Origin of the sequence: uncultured Ruegeria sp. (assembly GCF_947489545.1) — a bacterium.
GTDB lineage: Bacteria > Pseudomonadota > Alphaproteobacteria > Rhodobacterales > Rhodobacteraceae > Ruegeria.
The window spans coordinates 138,176-153,305 of record NZ_CANLDZ010000003.1 but is presented as its reverse complement, the minus strand read 5'-3'; the positions used below and the strand labels follow the sequence as shown (position 1 = coordinate 153,305).

20 protein-coding genes are annotated in these 15,130 nt (G+C 56.2%); 12 read left to right on the top strand and 8 right to left on the bottom strand.

Going from position 1 to position 15,130, the window contains the following annotated elements; translation table 11 throughout:
• Positions 1–11: 11 nt before the first annotated feature.
• Positions 12–926 (top strand): DMT family transporter, encoded by a 915-nt coding sequence (locus Q1B13_RS05700; RefSeq protein ID WP_298932637.1) that lies wholly within the window; start codon positions 12–14, stop codon positions 924–926.
• Here Q1B13_RS05700 and Q1B13_RS05695 read toward each other — a convergent pair.
• Entirely contained in the window at positions 871–1,578 is a 708-nt protein-coding gene (locus Q1B13_RS05695; RefSeq protein WP_299078240.1) for a thiamine diphosphokinase, read from the bottom strand. The two genes, Q1B13_RS05700 and Q1B13_RS05695, sit on opposite strands and share 56 nt — an antisense overlap.
• Positions 1,579–1,699: 121 nt before the next feature.
• On the opposite strand from Q1B13_RS05695, the gene Q1B13_RS05690 reads away from it, so the two are divergent.
• Both Q1B13_RS05690 and Q1B13_RS05685 read left to right on the top strand, forming a co-directional pair.
• Positions 1,700–3,259: a hypothetical protein gene (locus Q1B13_RS05690; RefSeq protein WP_299078237.1), complete on the top strand. Its 1,560-nt coding sequence runs from the start codon at positions 1,700–1,702 to the stop codon at positions 3,257–3,259.
• 199 nt (positions 3,260–3,458) lie between these two features.
• On the top strand, positions 3,459–4,004 hold the full coding sequence (locus tag Q1B13_RS05685) for a GNAT family N-acetyltransferase (protein WP_299078234.1): 546 nt from the start codon (positions 3,459–3,461) through the stop codon (positions 4,002–4,004).
• Between the two features lie 11 nt (positions 4,005–4,015).
• Here Q1B13_RS05685 and Q1B13_RS05680 read toward each other — a convergent pair whose 3' ends face one another.
• From Q1B13_RS05680 to nthA, 7 genes are all read right to left on the bottom strand, one after another.
• The gene (locus Q1B13_RS05680) at positions 4,016–4,216 is read right to left on the bottom strand and encodes a hypothetical protein (protein WP_299078231.1); all 201 of its coding nucleotides are present in this window, start codon (positions 4,214–4,216) and stop codon (positions 4,016–4,018) included.
• Between the two features lie 39 nt (positions 4,217–4,255).
• A complete protein-coding gene (locus Q1B13_RS05675) occupies positions 4,256–4,639 on the bottom strand; it encodes a hypothetical protein (protein ID WP_299078228.1) in 384 nt (127 codons plus the stop codon).
• Between the two features lie 189 nt (positions 4,640–4,828).
• Complete coding sequence (locus Q1B13_RS05670) at positions 4,829–5,065, bottom strand: DUF2842 domain-containing protein (RefSeq protein ID WP_298932648.1); 237 nt, start codon at positions 5,063–5,065, stop codon at positions 4,829–4,831.
• Positions 5,065–6,360: an adenylosuccinate synthase gene (locus Q1B13_RS05665; RefSeq protein WP_299078225.1), complete on the bottom strand. Its 1,296-nt coding sequence runs from the start codon at positions 6,358–6,360 to the stop codon at positions 5,065–5,067. The genes Q1B13_RS05670 and Q1B13_RS05665 overlap by 1 nt, the downstream gene beginning before the upstream one ends.
• 131 nt (positions 6,361–6,491) lie before the next feature.
• On the bottom strand, positions 6,492–6,827 hold the full coding sequence (locus Q1B13_RS05660; RefSeq protein ID WP_299078222.1) for a nitrile hydratase accessory protein: 336 nt from the start codon (positions 6,825–6,827) through the stop codon (positions 6,492–6,494).
• Complete coding sequence (gene nthB / locus Q1B13_RS05655; RefSeq protein ID WP_299078219.1) at positions 6,824–7,498, bottom strand: nitrile hydratase subunit beta; 675 nt, start codon at positions 7,496–7,498, stop codon at positions 6,824–6,826. Before nthB ends, Q1B13_RS05660 begins: the two co-directional genes overlap by 4 nt.
• The gene (gene nthA / locus Q1B13_RS05650; RefSeq protein ID WP_299078216.1) at positions 7,495–8,109 is read right to left on the bottom strand and encodes a nitrile hydratase subunit alpha; all 615 of its coding nucleotides are present in this window, start codon (positions 8,107–8,109) and stop codon (positions 7,495–7,497) included. The genes nthB and nthA overlap by 4 nt, the downstream gene beginning before the upstream one ends.
• A 150-nt stretch (positions 8,110–8,259) precedes the next feature.
• On the opposite strand from nthA, the gene secG reads away from it, so the two are divergent.
• From secG to Q1B13_RS05605, 9 genes are all read left to right on the top strand, one after another.
• Entirely contained in the window at positions 8,260–8,625 is a 366-nt protein-coding gene (secG, locus tag Q1B13_RS05645) for a preprotein translocase subunit SecG (RefSeq protein WP_120635078.1), read from the top strand.
• A 159-nt stretch (positions 8,626–8,784) separates the two neighbouring features.
• A complete protein-coding gene (locus tag Q1B13_RS05640) occupies positions 8,785–10,428 on the top strand; it encodes a CTP synthase (RefSeq protein ID WP_299078213.1) in 1,644 nt (547 codons plus the stop codon).
• Between the two features lie 100 nt (positions 10,429–10,528).
• Positions 10,529–11,305 carry an isocitrate lyase/phosphoenolpyruvate mutase family protein gene (locus Q1B13_RS05635; RefSeq protein WP_299078210.1) on the top strand — a complete coding sequence of 259 codons (777 nt, stop codon included), beginning with the start codon at positions 10,529–10,531 and terminating at the stop codon, positions 11,303–11,305.
• Between the two features lie 70 nt (positions 11,306–11,375).
• Positions 11,376–11,669 carry a DUF1330 domain-containing protein gene (locus Q1B13_RS05630; protein ID WP_298932663.1) on the top strand — a complete coding sequence of 98 codons (294 nt, stop codon included), beginning with the start codon at positions 11,376–11,378 and terminating at the stop codon, positions 11,667–11,669.
• 42 nt (positions 11,670–11,711) lie between these two features.
• Positions 11,712–12,161, top strand: a complete 450-nt coding sequence (locus Q1B13_RS05625; protein WP_298932665.1) for a TerB family tellurite resistance protein — start codon at positions 11,712–11,714, stop codon at positions 12,159–12,161.
• Positions 12,162–12,181: 20 nt separating this feature from the next.
• Positions 12,182–12,619 carry a TerB family tellurite resistance protein gene (locus tag Q1B13_RS05620; RefSeq protein ID WP_298932667.1) on the top strand — a complete coding sequence of 146 codons (438 nt, stop codon included), beginning with the start codon at positions 12,182–12,184 and terminating at the stop codon, positions 12,617–12,619.
• A 5-nt stretch (positions 12,620–12,624) separates the two neighbouring features.
• Complete coding sequence (locus Q1B13_RS05615) at positions 12,625–13,368, top strand: PhnD/SsuA/transferrin family substrate-binding protein (RefSeq protein ID WP_299078798.1); 744 nt, start codon at positions 12,625–12,627, stop codon at positions 13,366–13,368.
• A 125-nt stretch (positions 13,369–13,493) separates the two neighbouring features.
• A complete protein-coding gene (locus Q1B13_RS05610) occupies positions 13,494–14,270 on the top strand; it encodes an amino acid ABC transporter ATP-binding protein (protein WP_298932669.1) in 777 nt (258 codons plus the stop codon).
• 32 nt (positions 14,271–14,302) lie between these two features.
• On the top strand, positions 14,303–15,052 hold the full coding sequence (locus tag Q1B13_RS05605; protein WP_298932671.1) for a transporter substrate-binding domain-containing protein: 750 nt from the start codon (positions 14,303–14,305) through the stop codon (positions 15,050–15,052).
• The last annotated feature ends 78 nt before the right edge of the window (positions 15,053–15,130 follow it).

Genomic DNA, 15,130 nt, shown 5'->3' with positions numbered 1-15,130 from the left:
GCGTGCCGGGCATGACCCAGGATCGCCCCGTCTTTGGCATCGTTCTGATGCTTGGTTTTTGTGTGCTCGCGCCGCTTGGCGACGCGACGGCGAAGCTGTTGGGGGAAACCACGCCATTGGGTCTGTTAGTGATGGTGCGTTTTGCGATTCAGGCGCTGATCCTGATTCCGTTGATTGCCGCCACCGGCCGCCCCTGGCGAATGCGCGGACGCATTCTACGACTGACAATGATCCGCACTGTGCTGCATATCGTTGGGATTACAGCAATGTTCAGTGCCTTGAAGTTCCTGCCGCTTGCAGATGCCGTCGCGATCGCATTTGTGATGCCATTTATCATGCTGCTGTTGGGGAAATACGTGCTGGGCGAAGAGGTTGGCGCCCGACGTTTGATCGCCTGTATCGTTGGATTTGCAGGCACATTGCTGGTTATTCAACCCAGCTTCGCAGAAGTCGGTGCGCCTGCCTTGCTACCCCTGATCGTCGCCGTGGTTTTTGCGCTTTTCATGCTGGTCACACGGCAGATCGCAAAAGAAACCGATCCGGTTTCGTTGCAGGCCGTGTCTGGAGTGTTTGCGACGATACTATTACTGCCAGTGCTTTTGATCGGAACGAGTGCCGACATCTGGGAGATCTCGGTGATCGTACCGACTGGCAACTCCCATTGGCTATTGCTGGGCATCGGTATCCTGGGCACCGTGGCGCATCTGTTGATGACCTGGTCGCTGCGCTACGCGCCCTCGGCCACTTTGGCCCCGATGCAGTATTTGGAAATCCCGGTTGCGACCCTGATTGGTTGGATGATCTTCAAAGATCTGCCTGACGGTCTTGCCGCGCTTGGGATTTTCATCACGATCCTTGCTGGGCTTTACGTCATCCTGCGCGAGCGGGCCACAGCCCGGTCTGCCCCGACAGAAACGCCTGCATGACCTGATCCAGCGCGTTGCGCGGGACCATAACCAGCAAGCCCGGTCCATCCATGTGCAGCTCGACCTCTGACAAGGCGCGATTGGACGTGCCCACTTGCCCGTTCGGTTCAAAAATCAAATCCTCGATGGGCCACTCCAACCCATTGCTGCGGCCAGTTACCCGAGCAAGTGGAAACAGAGACACTATGTCTCCGGGCGCTATTGCAAGCGAAATCTTAGGCGGCGCATGAAAGACTACTTCGTGTTCGCCAAACAAAACACATGCTCGGTCCTGATAGGTGACCAGAGTATTGAGCACCGCTAGTTGGTGATCCAGACGCCTGCCTAAAAACCCAGCGCCCAGAACCAAGGGTGCCTGCACACTGCGCAAGGCCTTGTCAAAATCCGTGCTGTCTTGTTCCCGTATGGGAAACAAGCGGTCGTCAGGGATTCTGTCTTTGATTGTGCTCTCTAACGAATCAAAATCGCCGATGACAGCATCCGGCAATCGCCCCGAATCTACCAAAACCGCTGCTCCACCATCCGCCGCGACGACGGTGGTGACGCGATTCAGCACCAGATTCAGGTCATCTGGCCCAATCTGCCCGCCTCCAAAGAGCCCAATGGGGCCATTTGACCGTATAATTGTCCCATTTTTTCTAAGATTGACCATTTTTTCCGGATTTGGACACATTGAGACCACAAAATGATAGGTTCATACAAAAAGTTTTAAGCCAACAGGTGTGCCCGGACCCGGGCAAGTTGGCTCGTAGTTTGTAGAGGACATGTGTCTGATGGTACAGAATAACAAAGTGTTGACCGTTTCTTATGGAACCTTTTCCTGCACATTAGAAGGATTTGACAATTCCTTCGAAACTCTGAAAGCCATTGCCGACTACTTCCGCGAACTCGCTGCGGATGACCGGTATTTCGGATCTGAGCCGCCGCAGCCAGATGCAGAAATGCTAAACCGCATCGCTCAGCGCAATCCCTCCCAACACATCGAGGCCAGTCATAGCGAAGCCGGTCTGTTGCTGCGCGCAACAGAAGCTGCTGCGCCCTCAACTGCAACTGCACCCGAAGAACAGACCTCGCAAGCCGCCTCGCTGAACATGATTGAAACGCCTGCCCCCGAAGCACAGACAGAGCCTGATGTTGCCAAGACAGACAGGCCCGTTGGCGCAGCAGCTGCGCCTGCTGATAGTATAGCATCCAAGTTGCAACGCATCCGCGCCGTCGTTTCACATTCGGATGCAAACCCACAGGGCTATGTCGAAGACGAAGACACCTCGTTGCTAAAAAGCAAAGAAGCCCCAGCAGACGCACTTACCGCCGCGTTCGAGGCGGGCGCGCTGAGTTCAGAAGATTTACAGCCGGCAAACGTTAAAAGCCCGTTTTCAATGGATGACCCCCAGCCAGTGACCGAGACGGCGCAGAAAAACGATCCTCAAACTGACGAAATTCTCTTTTCTGATCTCGACGAAACGTCGGAGGTCGAATTGGAAGATGACGGCATGCTCAACATCCTGAGCGATGAGGAAGTTGTTAGCCAGCCGGAAGGCGCGTCGATTGAGGACGCGCCGGGTCAAACCACCGAAGGTGTCATCACCGCCGAAGATGAGGCTGACCTGCTAGATGAGATTTCGGAAGTCGAATCAAAGCTTTCGGATCCGTCAGGCATCAAGCTGGCCGAGAAGACCGATCCGGACCAGGATGTTTTTCGCCTGATGGAAGAAGCCGGAACACAGATGGAAGACCCGGCCAATAACAACAAACGCGAAACCTACTCGCACCTACGCACGGCGGTTGCCGCAACCGAAGCCGCGCGCAAGGTCGAAGGTGACGCTGGACAGAAATCACTGGATCAGGACTACCGCGGCGATCTGGCGTCCGTGGTCAGCCCCCGCCGTCCGGACACGAATACGACCAGCGCGCGGCCCGACTACGATAGCGCTGCACCTCTTAAACTTGTTGCAGAACAGCGTGTCGATGACGAGACGGAAGACGCTGGCCCGGTTTCGCCGCGCCGCGTAAGTACTCAGTTGGAAGACGCTGGCCCCGAAGAGGGTGGTTTTGCCCAATTCGCCCGCGAACAAGAGGCACAATCCCTGCCCGATCTTCTTGAAGCGGCCGCAGCATACTTGTCCTTCATTGAAGGACAGGAGCAGTTTTCGCGCCCGCAGCTGATGAACAAAGTACGGTCGTTCAAGCAAGATGAATTTGATCGTGAAGAAAGCTTACGTTCTTTTGGACAATTGTTGCGCGACGGTAAAATCCAAAAAGCGGGTGGCGGTCGTTTTGCGGCGTCGCACCTGATTGGGTTTCGCCCAGACGATGCCCGCGCCGCGGGCTGACACTCATGGAAATTGAACTAAAAGGGCCGGGAGTTTCTCTCGGCCCTTTGCTTTTTGCATAGCTCTGTCGACACCAAGAGATGCGCGAATTGCCACTCATGCGATCAATTGACCACGTTATGCTGCAGCGCAGAATTGTGTTACAGTGAACCCAGGTTCCTTTTTTGCCAAGATATCCCGCTCAGACAGAGGCCGCGCCATGCATGACATCGCAATCCGACGTTTGCGTAAATACGATAAGGCTCAGGTGATTACACATTTTAGTAATCTGGACAGCGAGGCCCTGACATCTCGTTTCGGCGTACCTGTTCGCCCACAACGGTTACAAACCTACATATCAGACATGTTTGGCACCGCAGCATTGGTGTTTGGCGCTTTCCCGGATACTTGCCTGCGCGGATTGGCAGAATTGTATCTACAGCCTGACGGCAATGGTCACATTGCCGAAGCCGCATTTTCGGTGGAAAGCCCCTGGCAAGACCAGGGCATAGGTGACGCCTTGTTGTCTCGGCTGCTAACGGCAGCTCAAAACAGAGGGATTCGCGAAGTCCACATGCTCTGCCTTGCGACAAATCAAAAGATGAGGCGATTGGCATCACGTCACCAAGCTGACCTTACTCTTTTGCCTGGCCAGGTTGCGGCGACGCTGACCACGCCGTGGCCCACTCCATTTAGTATGGCCGAGGAACTGACTGGTGAATACCACGCCTTTGCACGTGCGGTTCTGAGTTGGCCAAATAAATAATAGAGAATTGATTAAGCTTGGAAATTGAATGCCAGCGCGACATACGGGCCGGTCAGAATCAGATCAATTACGTTGCCGCCCTCTTCGAAATCCACGCTCAGATGTCGATACCCACCTGCAACGTCGATACGGTCGGTCCATTTCCAACTGGCTTGAACCACCGCCTCCCACTGAAAATCTGACCCAACATCAAAACCCCCAACATTACCCATGGCCGAGACACCCCAATGCGAATTGATCGCCCTGCTATATCAAGCGCCGATCAAGGGGTCGGTCCAACTCTCATCAGTGCTGGCAGTAAATCCTGCGACGGTCGTCGACAGGTCCAGATCCCAATGCCTTAGCCCGCCGAATGCTTCGACTCGGGATTGGCCATCGTCAAACACCGAATAGCCCAAAACCAACGAGGTCATTGTGCCGTCCAATACCCAGTTTGCGATGTCATTAAATGGCCCGATGTTCACATCGTCGCCAAGGTTGAGATAGTTGAACTCGCCGCCGACGGCCCAACGCCCGTTTCTGGCCTCACCAGCGATCAGAAAGGCGCTGTTTAGTATGTTGAAAATGGATGTACTGCCATCAACCGGAGGATTCCGCCCGATATCAAGCGATGTACGAAAATCCGGGCCCCACACTTACGAGGCTACCGTGTACTCCCAATCGCTGGCCTGTGCGGTACCGGCAAGCAATCCCGACACGACAAGTGCTATCATGTTCAAATCAGGCCTGTTCATGAACAAACCTCCCGAGTTCAACACGCCAAGGCACCGCCGCTATAGAAGCGTCTCATGCAAACTGGTTCCAGGCAACGGTCTGAGAGCGCTTCAGGACTGATCTGGATCTTCTTTGCCGACGCCCCGAAACACGAACTTGAATGGCAACGCCCACAAGATGCCCAGAACGATATAAACCAGCAATTCCAACCAGATCGGTGGACGATCCAGCCAGTTCAAGACCGTCACCACCGCCACAATATACAGCGGCAGCCCAACCAAAAGAACCACCAGCGACCAGCGGCGACGCGCTTTATAGCTGAGGCCGGGTTTGTCCTCGCCACTCATCAGTCGGCAAATGGGTCGGTCACCAGGATGGTGTCGTCCCGTTCCGGGCTGGTTGACAAAAGTGCGACCGGGCACTCGATCAATTCCTCGACCCGGCGCACATATTTGATCGCATTTGCCGGCAGGTCCGCCCAACTGCGCGCGCCTTCAGTGGATTCGCTCCAACCCGGCACTTCTTCGTAGATGGGTTTGCAACGCGCCTGTTGGTCTGCGGCAGTCGGCAGGTAACCCAGACGTTCACCATCAAGTTCATAACCGGTGCAGATCTTCAGCGTCTCGAAGCCATCCAGAACATCTAACTTGGTCAGCGAAATACCATTCACACCGCTGGTGGCGCAGGTCTGACGCACGAGGCATGCGTCAAACCAACCACACCGGCGCTTGCGGCCAGTGACCGTGCCAAATTCATGCCCACGGGTTCCAAGGCGCAAGCCGTCATCATCGTCCAGCTCAGTCGGGAACGGGCCCTCACCTACACGCGTAGTGTAAGCTTTCACAATACCCAGAACAAAGTCCACGGAGCCCGGACCAATGCCAACCCCGGTTGCCGCTTGCCCGGCAATCACATTCGACGACGTCACAAACGGATAAGTTCCAAAGTCGATATCCAACAACGCGCCCTGAGCGCCCTCAAACAAGATACGCTTACCAGCCTTGCGCTTTTCATTCAGAACTTTCCAAACGGGTGCAGCAAACGGAAGGATCTGCGGCGCAATTTCTTTCAGCTGAGCAACCAGCGCATCCCTATCAACGGCCTCAATACCCAATCCTTTGCGGAGCGGATCATGGTGTTGCAGCGCCCGGTCTACACGCGCCTCAAGTGTCGCCTCATCAGCAAGATCGGCAACACGCACAGATCGACGACCAACCTTGTCTTCATAGGCAGGTCCGATCCCGCGACCTGTGGTGCCGATTTTCGTCCCTTTGCTCGCCGCTTCCTCGCGCGCGCGGTCCAACTCACCATGAATGGGTAGAATCAATGGCGTATTCTCGGCAATCATTAGCGTTTCGGGCGTAATCTCGACGCCTTGCTTTCGGATCGAAGCAATCTCTCCCACCAGATGCCAAGGGTCCAGAACAACCCCGTTGCCGATCACGCTCAGCTTACCGCCGCGCACAACACCTGAAGGCAGAGCATTCAGCTTGTAGACTTCACCATCGATGACCAGTGTATGACCGGCGTTATGCCCGCCTTGAAAACGCGCGATCACGTCTGCCCGCTCGCTGAGCCAGTCGACGATCTTGCCTTTTCCTTCGTCACCCCACTGGGCGCCGACAACAACCACATTGGCCATATCCGGTCCTTTTGCGCTGAGTTATCAAACTCGGCTCATATAGCGGGGCGCAAGCGGCAGGGAAACCGGTAATTCGACGCAGTCCACAATCGCTCTGCGTGCGATGCCTCCGGCGGCGGCAGCGCCCACTTCTAAGTGGGGGATATTCGAACGGGCTGACCGTGAGGTGTCGTCAGGTAGGCATTTTCCCAAGCGCTTTGCAGGCGCATAACATCTTCCGGCGCGGCTTCGCCTTGGTCTGCCAACAAATCTTCAAGCGTTTCGAGCCAAGCGTGGAAGTAGTCGTCACCACCATCCAGATCCCTGTTCAATCCATGACGCTTTAGAGTGTCCGAGAATCGTACCGCCCAGTCGGGCCAAGCGAACCGCCCAGCTTCGTTCAGCGCCACCGTCACTGCAAAGACCTGTGCATGCCAGGGTTCCGCAAACACTGGTTCGGGGGCGCAATGCACAATGCAATCCGTCATAGCGGTTCCAGGTAGCTTTGCCATAGATCCAGCACAACTTCGTCCTTCGGGTGTTCCGGGTTTGCCCAGAGTTCGGATGCAGGGAACACGACAGCGTAGAGCGGCTCGGGCGCTTCACCCAACCCGTGCGCGTTTGAGTCCGGCAGAACATGGGTTCCATGTAACTTGAGAACACGCCCCTTTGCGCCTGAGGCGTAGCCCGGCAATCGGGTGTGGCCCCCATCAACAAAACGATTTGCGGTTGGGCGCACTGTGCGGACGCTCTCGCCGATCTCGAATTTGATTGGAGTGTTCGAAGCGCGATCTGCCGGGCCGCCCTTGGCCAGAGCACCTGCAACAGCTTCGGCCTTCAACATTCGCGCCGCCAAAGGGTGGTCACCCTCACTTGCATCTCGCAGATCATCCAGAGTCAGAACGTCGTTTTCGACCAACAGGTCGGCCAGGCCTGATATCCACTTTTCATAGTAAGAAAACCGAGCGTAGTCCTTGGGTGACAAACATTCCCGAGCATGGCGCGACACGTCAATGTTCCATTGCCCCAAGAATCCCGAGGCCAGTGTCACGGCCAGTGCCCGCGCGTGCCAATTTTCGGCGAAGACCGGGTCGTCTTCAGATTCGGGGCGGATTGCCCAGTCACCGAACCGTCCACCCATGTCATGAACCCGGGTCATGAACGCACCCTGGGTAATCCTGTGCCTATCATACTGTCGCGGGTTACCAGAGCTGCCAGTTCATCCTCGCTTAATCCTTCGGTTCGACCTGGGCGCATTGGCAAGACGAGGTACCTAATCTCGGCCGTAGAATCCCATACTCGCACAGAAGCGTCTTTGGGCAAACTGACACCGAATTCGGACAAGACCTTGCGAGGTTCCCGAACCGCACGCGCGCGATAGGCGTCAGATTTATACCACCCCGGCGGGATGCCCAGCAACGGCCAAGGATAACAACTGCACAAGGTGCAGACGACCATGTTGTGCTGTTCAGGCGTATTCTCGACCACCACCATGTGTTCGCCTTGCCGACCGTAATACCCCAGATCCGCAACAACGGCGGTCGCGTCCTGCAGCAGAGCCTGCTTGAACTCCGGGTCAGCCCAAGCTTTGGCAACGACTCGTGCCCCGTTCTTCGGGCCGATCTTGTTTTGATATGTGTCGATAATCTCATCCAGCGCCGCCGGATCGATCAATCCCTTGCGGGTCAGAATCGTTTCCAGCGCTTTGACTCGAAGCGCAGGTTGGGGCGGCAATAGGGCGTGCGGGTGGTCGTGATCATCATGTGGCATGGCCACAACTTGCGTCACTGATCATTTGGCTGTCCAGTCCCTTTACCGTGATATCAGATATCACGTCTTGTGATGCCAACTCGTCACTTGCCCCCAGCTTCAAACTTGCATAAGTACCACGCGATACACGCTACGCCGCACAGGAACACCATGGAAAACGTCGTTCTCATCATCCATCTCCTCCTGGCCCTGGGCCTGATTGCCGTTGTTCTGATGCAGCGGTCCGAAGGCGGTGGCCTTGGCATGGGCGGCGGTGGCGGTGGTGCCATGGCGGGCCGGTCAGCAGCGACCGCATTGGGCAAAGTCACTTGGGTGTTGGCCGCGTGCTTTATCGTGACCTCGATCACCCTGACGATTCTAGCTGCGCAAAAATCCTCGGGCAGCTCGGTTATCGATCGTTTGGGCGTTCCGGCACCGGCATCGACCGAAGAAAGCACTCCGGCGGTTCCGTCGGCGGATGATCTGCTGCCACCCACGCAGGGTGACAATGCGCCGCTGATCCCGCAAGCCGACTAAGCCACAAAACCTAGAAATCTGACAGAGAGCTGCAACAGCATCTTGCGGTTCTCTTGCGCTGCGTGCGCGAATCCTTTATACGTGAAGTCCCGTGGTGCAGCGGTTTTTTCAAGCCGCCGGGCAGCTGATAATGACGTCTCACGGGAGCAGCCGAAAAACATGGCGCGTTTTATTTTCATCACTGGTGGTGTGGTTTCGTCCTTGGGTAAAGGACTGGCTTCGGCGGCTCTGGGCGCCTTGTTGCAGGCCCGGGGGTACTCGGTGCGCTTGCGCAAGCTGGACCCTTATCTGAACGTCGATCCGGGCACGATGTCTCCGTTTGAACATGGTGAGGTTTTCGTCACAGATGACGGGGCCGAGACCGATCTGGACCTTGGTCATTACGAGCGTTTCACCGGCGTCGCGGCGCGCAAGACCGACTCGGTCAGTTCGGGCCGGATTTATTCCAACGTGTTGGAAAAAGAACGCCGCGGCGATTATCTCGGCAAGACCATTCAGGTGATCCCGCACGTCACCAACGAAATTAAGGATTTCATCGCAATCGGTGAGGATGAAGTTGATTTCATGCTATGTGAAATCGGCGGCACCGTGGGCGACATCGAGGGCCTGCCCTTTTTCGAAGCGATCCGCCAGTTCAGCCAGGATAAGCCGCGTGGTCAATGCCTGTTCATGCACCTGACGCTGCTGCCCTACATCAAAGCCTCGGGCGAGTTGAAAACCAAACCGACCCAGCACTCAGTGAAAGAGCTGCGGTCTATCGGTCTGGCCCCCGATATTTTGGTCTGCCGTTCTGAAGGTCCAATCCCGACGAAAGAGCGCGAAAAGCTGGCCCTGTTCTGCAACGTCCGCGCTGACAGTGTGATCGCGGCTCAGGACCTGAGCACCATCTACGATGCCCCGCTGGCCTATCACCGTGAAGGTCTGGATCAAGCCGTTCTGGACGCGTTCCAGATCAGCCCTGCGCCTAAACCCGATCTGACCAAATGGGAAGATGTCAGCGACCGTATCCACAATGCCGAAGGTCAGGTGAAGGTGGCCATCGTTGGCAAATACACGCAGTTGGAAGACGCTTATAAATCGATTGCCGAGGCCCTGACCCATGGCGGAATGGCCAACCGGGTCCGCGTGAAGGTCGAGTGGGTCGATGCCGAAGTGTTCGACACCGAAGACGCCGCGCCACATCTGGAAGGGTTCCATGCGATCCTTGTCCCTGGCGGGTTTGGCGAACGTGGCACCGAAGGTAAGATCAAAGCCGCGCAATATGCACGCGAACATAAAGTGCCATATCTGGGCATTTGTCTGGGCATGCAGATGGCCGTCATCGAAGCTGCGCGCAACGTGGCCGGAATTAAAGAAGCCGGTTCGGAAGAATTTGACCACGAAGCAGGAAAGAAACGGTTCGAGCCGGTTGTCTATCACCTAAAGGAATGGGTGCAGGGCAATCACAAAGTCGAACGCAAAGTAGGCGATGATAAGGGCGGCACCATGCGTCTGGGTGCTTACGACGCCGTTCTGGCCGATGGCTCGAAAGTGAACGAGGTTTACGGCGGCACAAATATCGAAGAACGCCACCGGCACCGGTATGAAGTCGACATCAAATACCGCGACAAACTGGAAAAGGCAGGCTTGAACTTCTCAGGCATGTCACCGGATGGTCGCCTGCCCGAGATCGTTGAATGGTCGGATCACCCTTGGTTTATCGGTGTGCAGTATCACCCCGAGCTGAAATCCAAACCTTTTGATCCACACCCGTTGTTCCGCGATTTTGTACGTGCAGCCAAGGAAACGTCACGCTTGGTCTAAGCTTGAAATCACTGCAATGTGACGTAATACACAGAATCTTCTGTACGTGATAGTCGATCACACGGATAACTGTCGTCAACACCGCGACAGGAGACCGGCCATGACTGATCAAATCACCCGCGCAGAACTCTTTGCCGCCCTGCACAAAAAGGGCGATCCAATTGTCCTCTACAATATCTGGGATGCAGGCAGTGCTGGTGCCGTACGTGATGCCGGGGCCAAGGCGCTGGCCACGGGCAGTGCTCCGGTTGCCATGGCGCAGGGTTTTGCAGATGGTCAGAGCATACCCTTCGATCACGCGCTGGATAACGCCCGTCGGATCGTCGCGGCGGTAGATCTGCCGGTCTCGATGGATCTGGAAGGGGCCTACGCCGAAGACCCGGCTGAGATCGCAGTCAACGTTCAGAACGCCCTTGAAACCGGGGTCATCGGCTTTAACTTTGAAGACCAAATCATTGGCACAAAAGACCTTTATGACATCGAAACTCAATCGGCCCGGGTCGCCGCAATGCGTGAAGGCTGCGATGCAGCGGGCATCCCCGCCTTCATCAACGCCCGCACTGATGTCTTTCTGAAAGCCGCGCCCGACACTCACAACGACGCGATGCTAGACGAAGCCATTTCCCGTGCCAGATCCTATGCCGATGCCGGCGCCAGCGGTTTCTTCGCCCCTGGTCTGAAAGACGAAGCCATGATCAAACGGCTGTGCGACGCAACCGATTTGCCCGTCAACATCATTGCCCTGCCCGGCACGCCCGACACGCCTACTCTGGCCGGGCTTGGCGTGGCACGGATCAGCTACGGGCCTGTGCCGTATCGGCAAATGCTCGCCTGGCTGCAGGACAATGCGCATAAGGCGATTAGCCCGACGAACTGACCACCTTTAGGGGATTGCATTTTCTTCGTTTCCTTCGCACCTTGCCTGGGAATCCACAGGAGGACGCGCCGTGGCCAAAGGCTATTGGGTTGCCCATGTCGATGTGCACGACATGGAAACATACAAGAACTACATCGCCGCGAACGGTGCCGCGTTTGCCAAATATGGCGCAAAGTTCCTTGTGCGCGGAGGCGAGCGGGTCGAGCCCGAGGGTCAGGCCCGATCCCGCACGGTTGTAATCGAATTCCCCAGCTACGCCGATGCGCAGGCCTGTTATGAAAGCGATGCCTATCAAAAGGCCAAAGCCCTGCGCGACCCGGTCTCGACCGGCGATCTTGTGATCATTCAGGGCTATGACGGGTAGTCCACGCTTGGCGGACCACAAAATATGGAATAACCTGTTCCCATGCTGAAAAAGTTCTTTCAGGCGTTTCGACCGCCGCAACATGATCACTTGCCTGACCCGGATGCCGAACTGGCTTTAGGGGCTTTGATGGTGCGCGTTGCCCAAGCGGATCGAGACTACAAACTAGAAGAGATCAGCCTGATCGATCGCATTCTCGCGCGCCTGTATCAACACAACGCCATTGAGGCCGCCAAGGTGCGCGCCACCTGCGAAAAGCTGCACGCTGCTGCCCCAGAAACCGACACCTTCGGGAAGCTAATCCGCGAAACCACCGATTTGAAGGAACGTCTGGCTGCGCTAGAGGCGCTTTGGGAAGTTGTCGTCGCGGATGGCAACATGGACGAAGGCGAAATGAAGATCGTCGAAGAAGCTCGAATAGCGATGGGTCTAAGCTTCAATGACAGTCAGGCTGCGCGCGAGCGTGTGCAATCCCGCTTGGATGCGGGCTAAGCCGAGTCTATATCTGTCTCATGTTTAGTGATTTTTTATCCCGGCTGACCCAGCCTCAGCCCGATCCGATGGTCGATGACGATGCCCGCCTGGCCCTGACGGCCCTATTGGTGCGCATCGCACGATCCGACAACGACTATGCTGATTCCGAAATGGCCCGCATCGACCGGATATCAGCCGAGCGGTATGGCCTTTCGCCTTTCGAATCGGCGAGCCTGCGCGCGCAAGCCGAAGACCTGGAAGCAGAGGCACCGGATACCGTCCGCTTTACCCGCGCGATCAAAGAGGCTGTTGCCTACGAGGATAGGCTGGCCGTAGTTCAGGCGCTTTGGTCGGTTGCCTTGGCTGACGGTCATCGCACCGGTGAAGAAGATTCTCTGCTGCGTTTGGTCGTCAGTTTACTAGGTGTTAGCGACGTGGACTCTGCAATGGCACGGCAGAGCGTGGCGAAATCGTGACAGCCATGCTGGGCATGTATGACATGCCTGCCGTGCGGCCAGCAAATGATCGGTTCTGGGGTCTGATTCGTGCTGAATTGAACGACGGTCCAGCGCAACTGACCCGTAATTGCGACATGTGGAAGGTCTGGATGAGCCCGGAACTGATCTTTGCCCAAACCTGCGGGATGCCCTACAGAACCAAGCTGCATAATCACGTGCAATTGGTCGGTACGCCGGACTACGGATTGCCAGGATGCCTGCCGGGTTATTATCGCTCGGTGATTGTGGCCCGGTCAGAAGATAAGCGTGATCTGCAAGAACTGGCGCAAGGTGTTTTTGCCTATAACGAGGCTCTTTCCCAATCAGGCTGGGCCGCGCCAATTACTCATTTGTCTCAGATGAGTCTGGTGCCGGCAAAGCTGCTGGAAACGGGCGGGCATGCGTTATCCGCCGAAGCCGTCGCAGATGGAACGGCCGATTTTGCCTCGCTGGATGCGCTGACCTGGCTTTTGCTAGAAGAACATACAGATTTGGGGGATAGATTGCGTGAAGTGGCTGCCACTTCGCCGACCCCCGCGCTGCCCTTTATTACGGCCCTTGGGCGAGATGCTTGCCGGATTGCAGACGCGGTTCAGTCAGCCATTGTCGAACTGTCACAAGAAGACAGGCAGACGCTCCACATCCGGGGGCTGATCCCGATAGACGCGGATCAATATCTTGCCGTCCCAACTCCGCCTACGCCACAGGCGCTGCGGCACAATAGCTGACCGTTTTGGTGAAAACGTCTGGTCACTTTGGTGGATTCCGGGCTTGGTTTGGTGATTTGCGCATTGCATTGCTCTGATTTTTAAGCCCTAGTACCGCACCAACACCACAAGCTACTGGACCGTCCGTGACAGAACCCGCTCCCGTTATCGAGATCAACAACCTTCACAAAAGCTTCGGCAATCTCGAAGTGTTAAAAGGGGTCGACATTACCGCCCATCGAGGAGACGTGGTGTCGTTGATCGGGTCGTCCGGCTCTGGTAAATCGACGCTTCTGCGCTGCTGCAACCTGTTGGAAGACAGCCAGGAAGGTGAGATCCTGTTTAAGGGCGAACCGGTACTTTGGTCGGGGAAAGGCCATAGCCGCAGACCAGCGGATTCCAAGCAAGTTCTGAGGATCCGCACCAACCTGTCCATGGTGTTTCAACAATTCAATCTTTGGGCGCATTTGACTATCCTGCAGAACGTGATGGAAGCGCCGATTACGGTTCTGGGCCGTGATAAGGCTGAGGTTGAAGATAGCGCTCGCAGATATCTGGAAAAAGTTGGCATCGGCGACAAGTGCGATGTTTACCCGGCCCAATTGTCTGGTGGCCAGCAGCAACGAGCGGCCATCGCCCGTGGTCTGTGCATGGAACCTGAAGCTCTGTTGTTTGACGAGCCCACATCGGCGCTCGACCCGGAGCTTGAGCAGGAAGTCATCAAGGTGATCAAAGATCTGGCTGCCGAAGGTCGTACCATGATCATCGTAACCCATGATATGAAGATGGCGGCTGACATCTCAAGCCATGTCGTGTTCCTTCATCACGGTTTGATCGAAGAAGAAGGCACCGCCGAAGATATCTTTACGTCCCCCGAATCCGAACGGCTTCGGGGCTTTCTATCCGCCACTCAGGCGGCATAACTTTCAGGAAGAAACAAACTGGGGAGTAACCAATGAAAAACCTGATTCTGACAACCGCAGCGCTGGCACTGACCGCTGGTATAGCAATGGCAGACACAGTTCGCATGGGTACCGAGGGCGCTTACCCTCCGTACAACTTCATCAATGACGCCGGCGAGATCGACGGTTTCGAGCGTGAGTTGGGCGATGAGCTTTGCAAACGCGCCGAACTGGACTGCGAGTGGGTCAAGAACGACTGGGATTCGATCATTCCAAACTTGGTCTCTGGCAACTACGACACTATCGCGGCTGGCATGTCGATCACCGACGAGCGTGACGAAGTCATCGACTTCACTCAGGACTATTTTCCACCCACCGCATCGGCCTATGTTGCGACGTCTGACGCGGCTGACGTAACGGGCGGTGTTGTCGCAGCCCAAACCGCGACCATTCAAGCGGGCCATGTGGCAGAATCCGGTGCAACTCTGGTCGAGTTCGCAACTCCGGAAGAAACCATCGCAGCCGTGCGTAACGGCGAAGCGGACGCCGTTCTGGCCGACCGTGACTATCTGGCACCGCTGGTCGAGGAATCGAGTGGCGAGCTGGTCTTTATCGGCGATCCGGTTCCATTGGGCGGTGGTATCGGCATGGGCCTGCGTGAAAGCGACGGCGAGCTGCGCGGCAAATTTGATGCAGCCATCACATCGATGAAGGCGGACGGTACACTGAACGAAATGCTGAAGAAGTGGTTTGGCGAAGAAACCGCCACTTACGGCACAGACGGTACAGTTGTAACCAACTAAGCCATTTGTCTTGCGGTTCGGCGCGCATTAGCGCCGAACCTACCCCGACTTCAGGTCGGGCGCGACGTTCGAAAGACG

Excerpts from the sequence above, each read along its gene's own strand:
- Q1B13_RS05700 (WP_298932637.1), top strand. The coding sequence starts at position 12 with ATGACCCAGGATCGCCCCGTCTTTGGCATCGTTCTGATGCTTGGTTTT.
- Q1B13_RS05695 (WP_299078240.1), bottom strand. The coding sequence starts at position 1,578 with ATGGTCAATCTTAGAAAAAATGGGACAATTATACGGTCAAATGGCCCC.
- Q1B13_RS05690 (WP_299078237.1), top strand. The coding sequence starts at position 1,700 with ATGGTACAGAATAACAAAGTGTTGACCGTTTCTTATGGAACCTTTTCC.
- Q1B13_RS05685 (WP_299078234.1), top strand. The coding sequence starts at position 3,459 with ATGCATGACATCGCAATCCGACGTTTGCGTAAATACGATAAGGCTCAG.
- Q1B13_RS05680 (WP_299078231.1), bottom strand. The coding sequence starts at position 4,216 with ATGGGTAATGTTGGGGGTTTTGATGTTGGGTCAGATTTTCAGTGGGAG.
- Q1B13_RS05670 (WP_298932648.1), bottom strand. The coding sequence starts at position 5,065 with ATGAGTGGCGAGGACAAACCCGGCCTCAGCTATAAAGCGCGTCGCCGC.
- Q1B13_RS05665 (WP_299078225.1), bottom strand. The coding sequence starts at position 6,360 with ATGGCCAATGTGGTTGTTGTCGGCGCCCAGTGGGGTGACGAAGGAAAA.
- Q1B13_RS05660 (WP_299078222.1), bottom strand. The coding sequence starts at position 6,827 with ATGACGGATTGCATTGTGCATTGCGCCCCCGAACCAGTGTTTGCGGAA.
- nthB (WP_299078219.1), bottom strand. The coding sequence starts at position 7,498 with ATGACCCGGGTTCATGACATGGGTGGACGGTTCGGTGACTGGGCAATC.
- nthA (WP_299078216.1), bottom strand. The coding sequence starts at position 8,109 with ATGCCACATGATGATCACGACCACCCGCACGCCCTATTGCCGCCCCAA.
- secG (WP_120635078.1), top strand. The coding sequence starts at position 8,260 with ATGGAAAACGTCGTTCTCATCATCCATCTCCTCCTGGCCCTGGGCCTG.
- Q1B13_RS05640 (WP_299078213.1), top strand. The coding sequence starts at position 8,785 with ATGGCGCGTTTTATTTTCATCACTGGTGGTGTGGTTTCGTCCTTGGGT.
- Q1B13_RS05635 (WP_299078210.1), top strand. The coding sequence starts at position 10,529 with ATGACTGATCAAATCACCCGCGCAGAACTCTTTGCCGCCCTGCACAAA.
- Q1B13_RS05625 (WP_298932665.1), top strand. The coding sequence starts at position 11,712 with ATGCTGAAAAAGTTCTTTCAGGCGTTTCGACCGCCGCAACATGATCAC.
- Q1B13_RS05620 (WP_298932667.1), top strand. The coding sequence starts at position 12,182 with ATGTTTAGTGATTTTTTATCCCGGCTGACCCAGCCTCAGCCCGATCCG.
- Q1B13_RS05615 (WP_299078798.1), top strand. The coding sequence starts at position 12,625 with ATGCTGGGCATGTATGACATGCCTGCCGTGCGGCCAGCAAATGATCGG.
- Q1B13_RS05605 (WP_298932671.1), top strand. The coding sequence starts at position 14,303 with ATGAAAAACCTGATTCTGACAACCGCAGCGCTGGCACTGACCGCTGGT.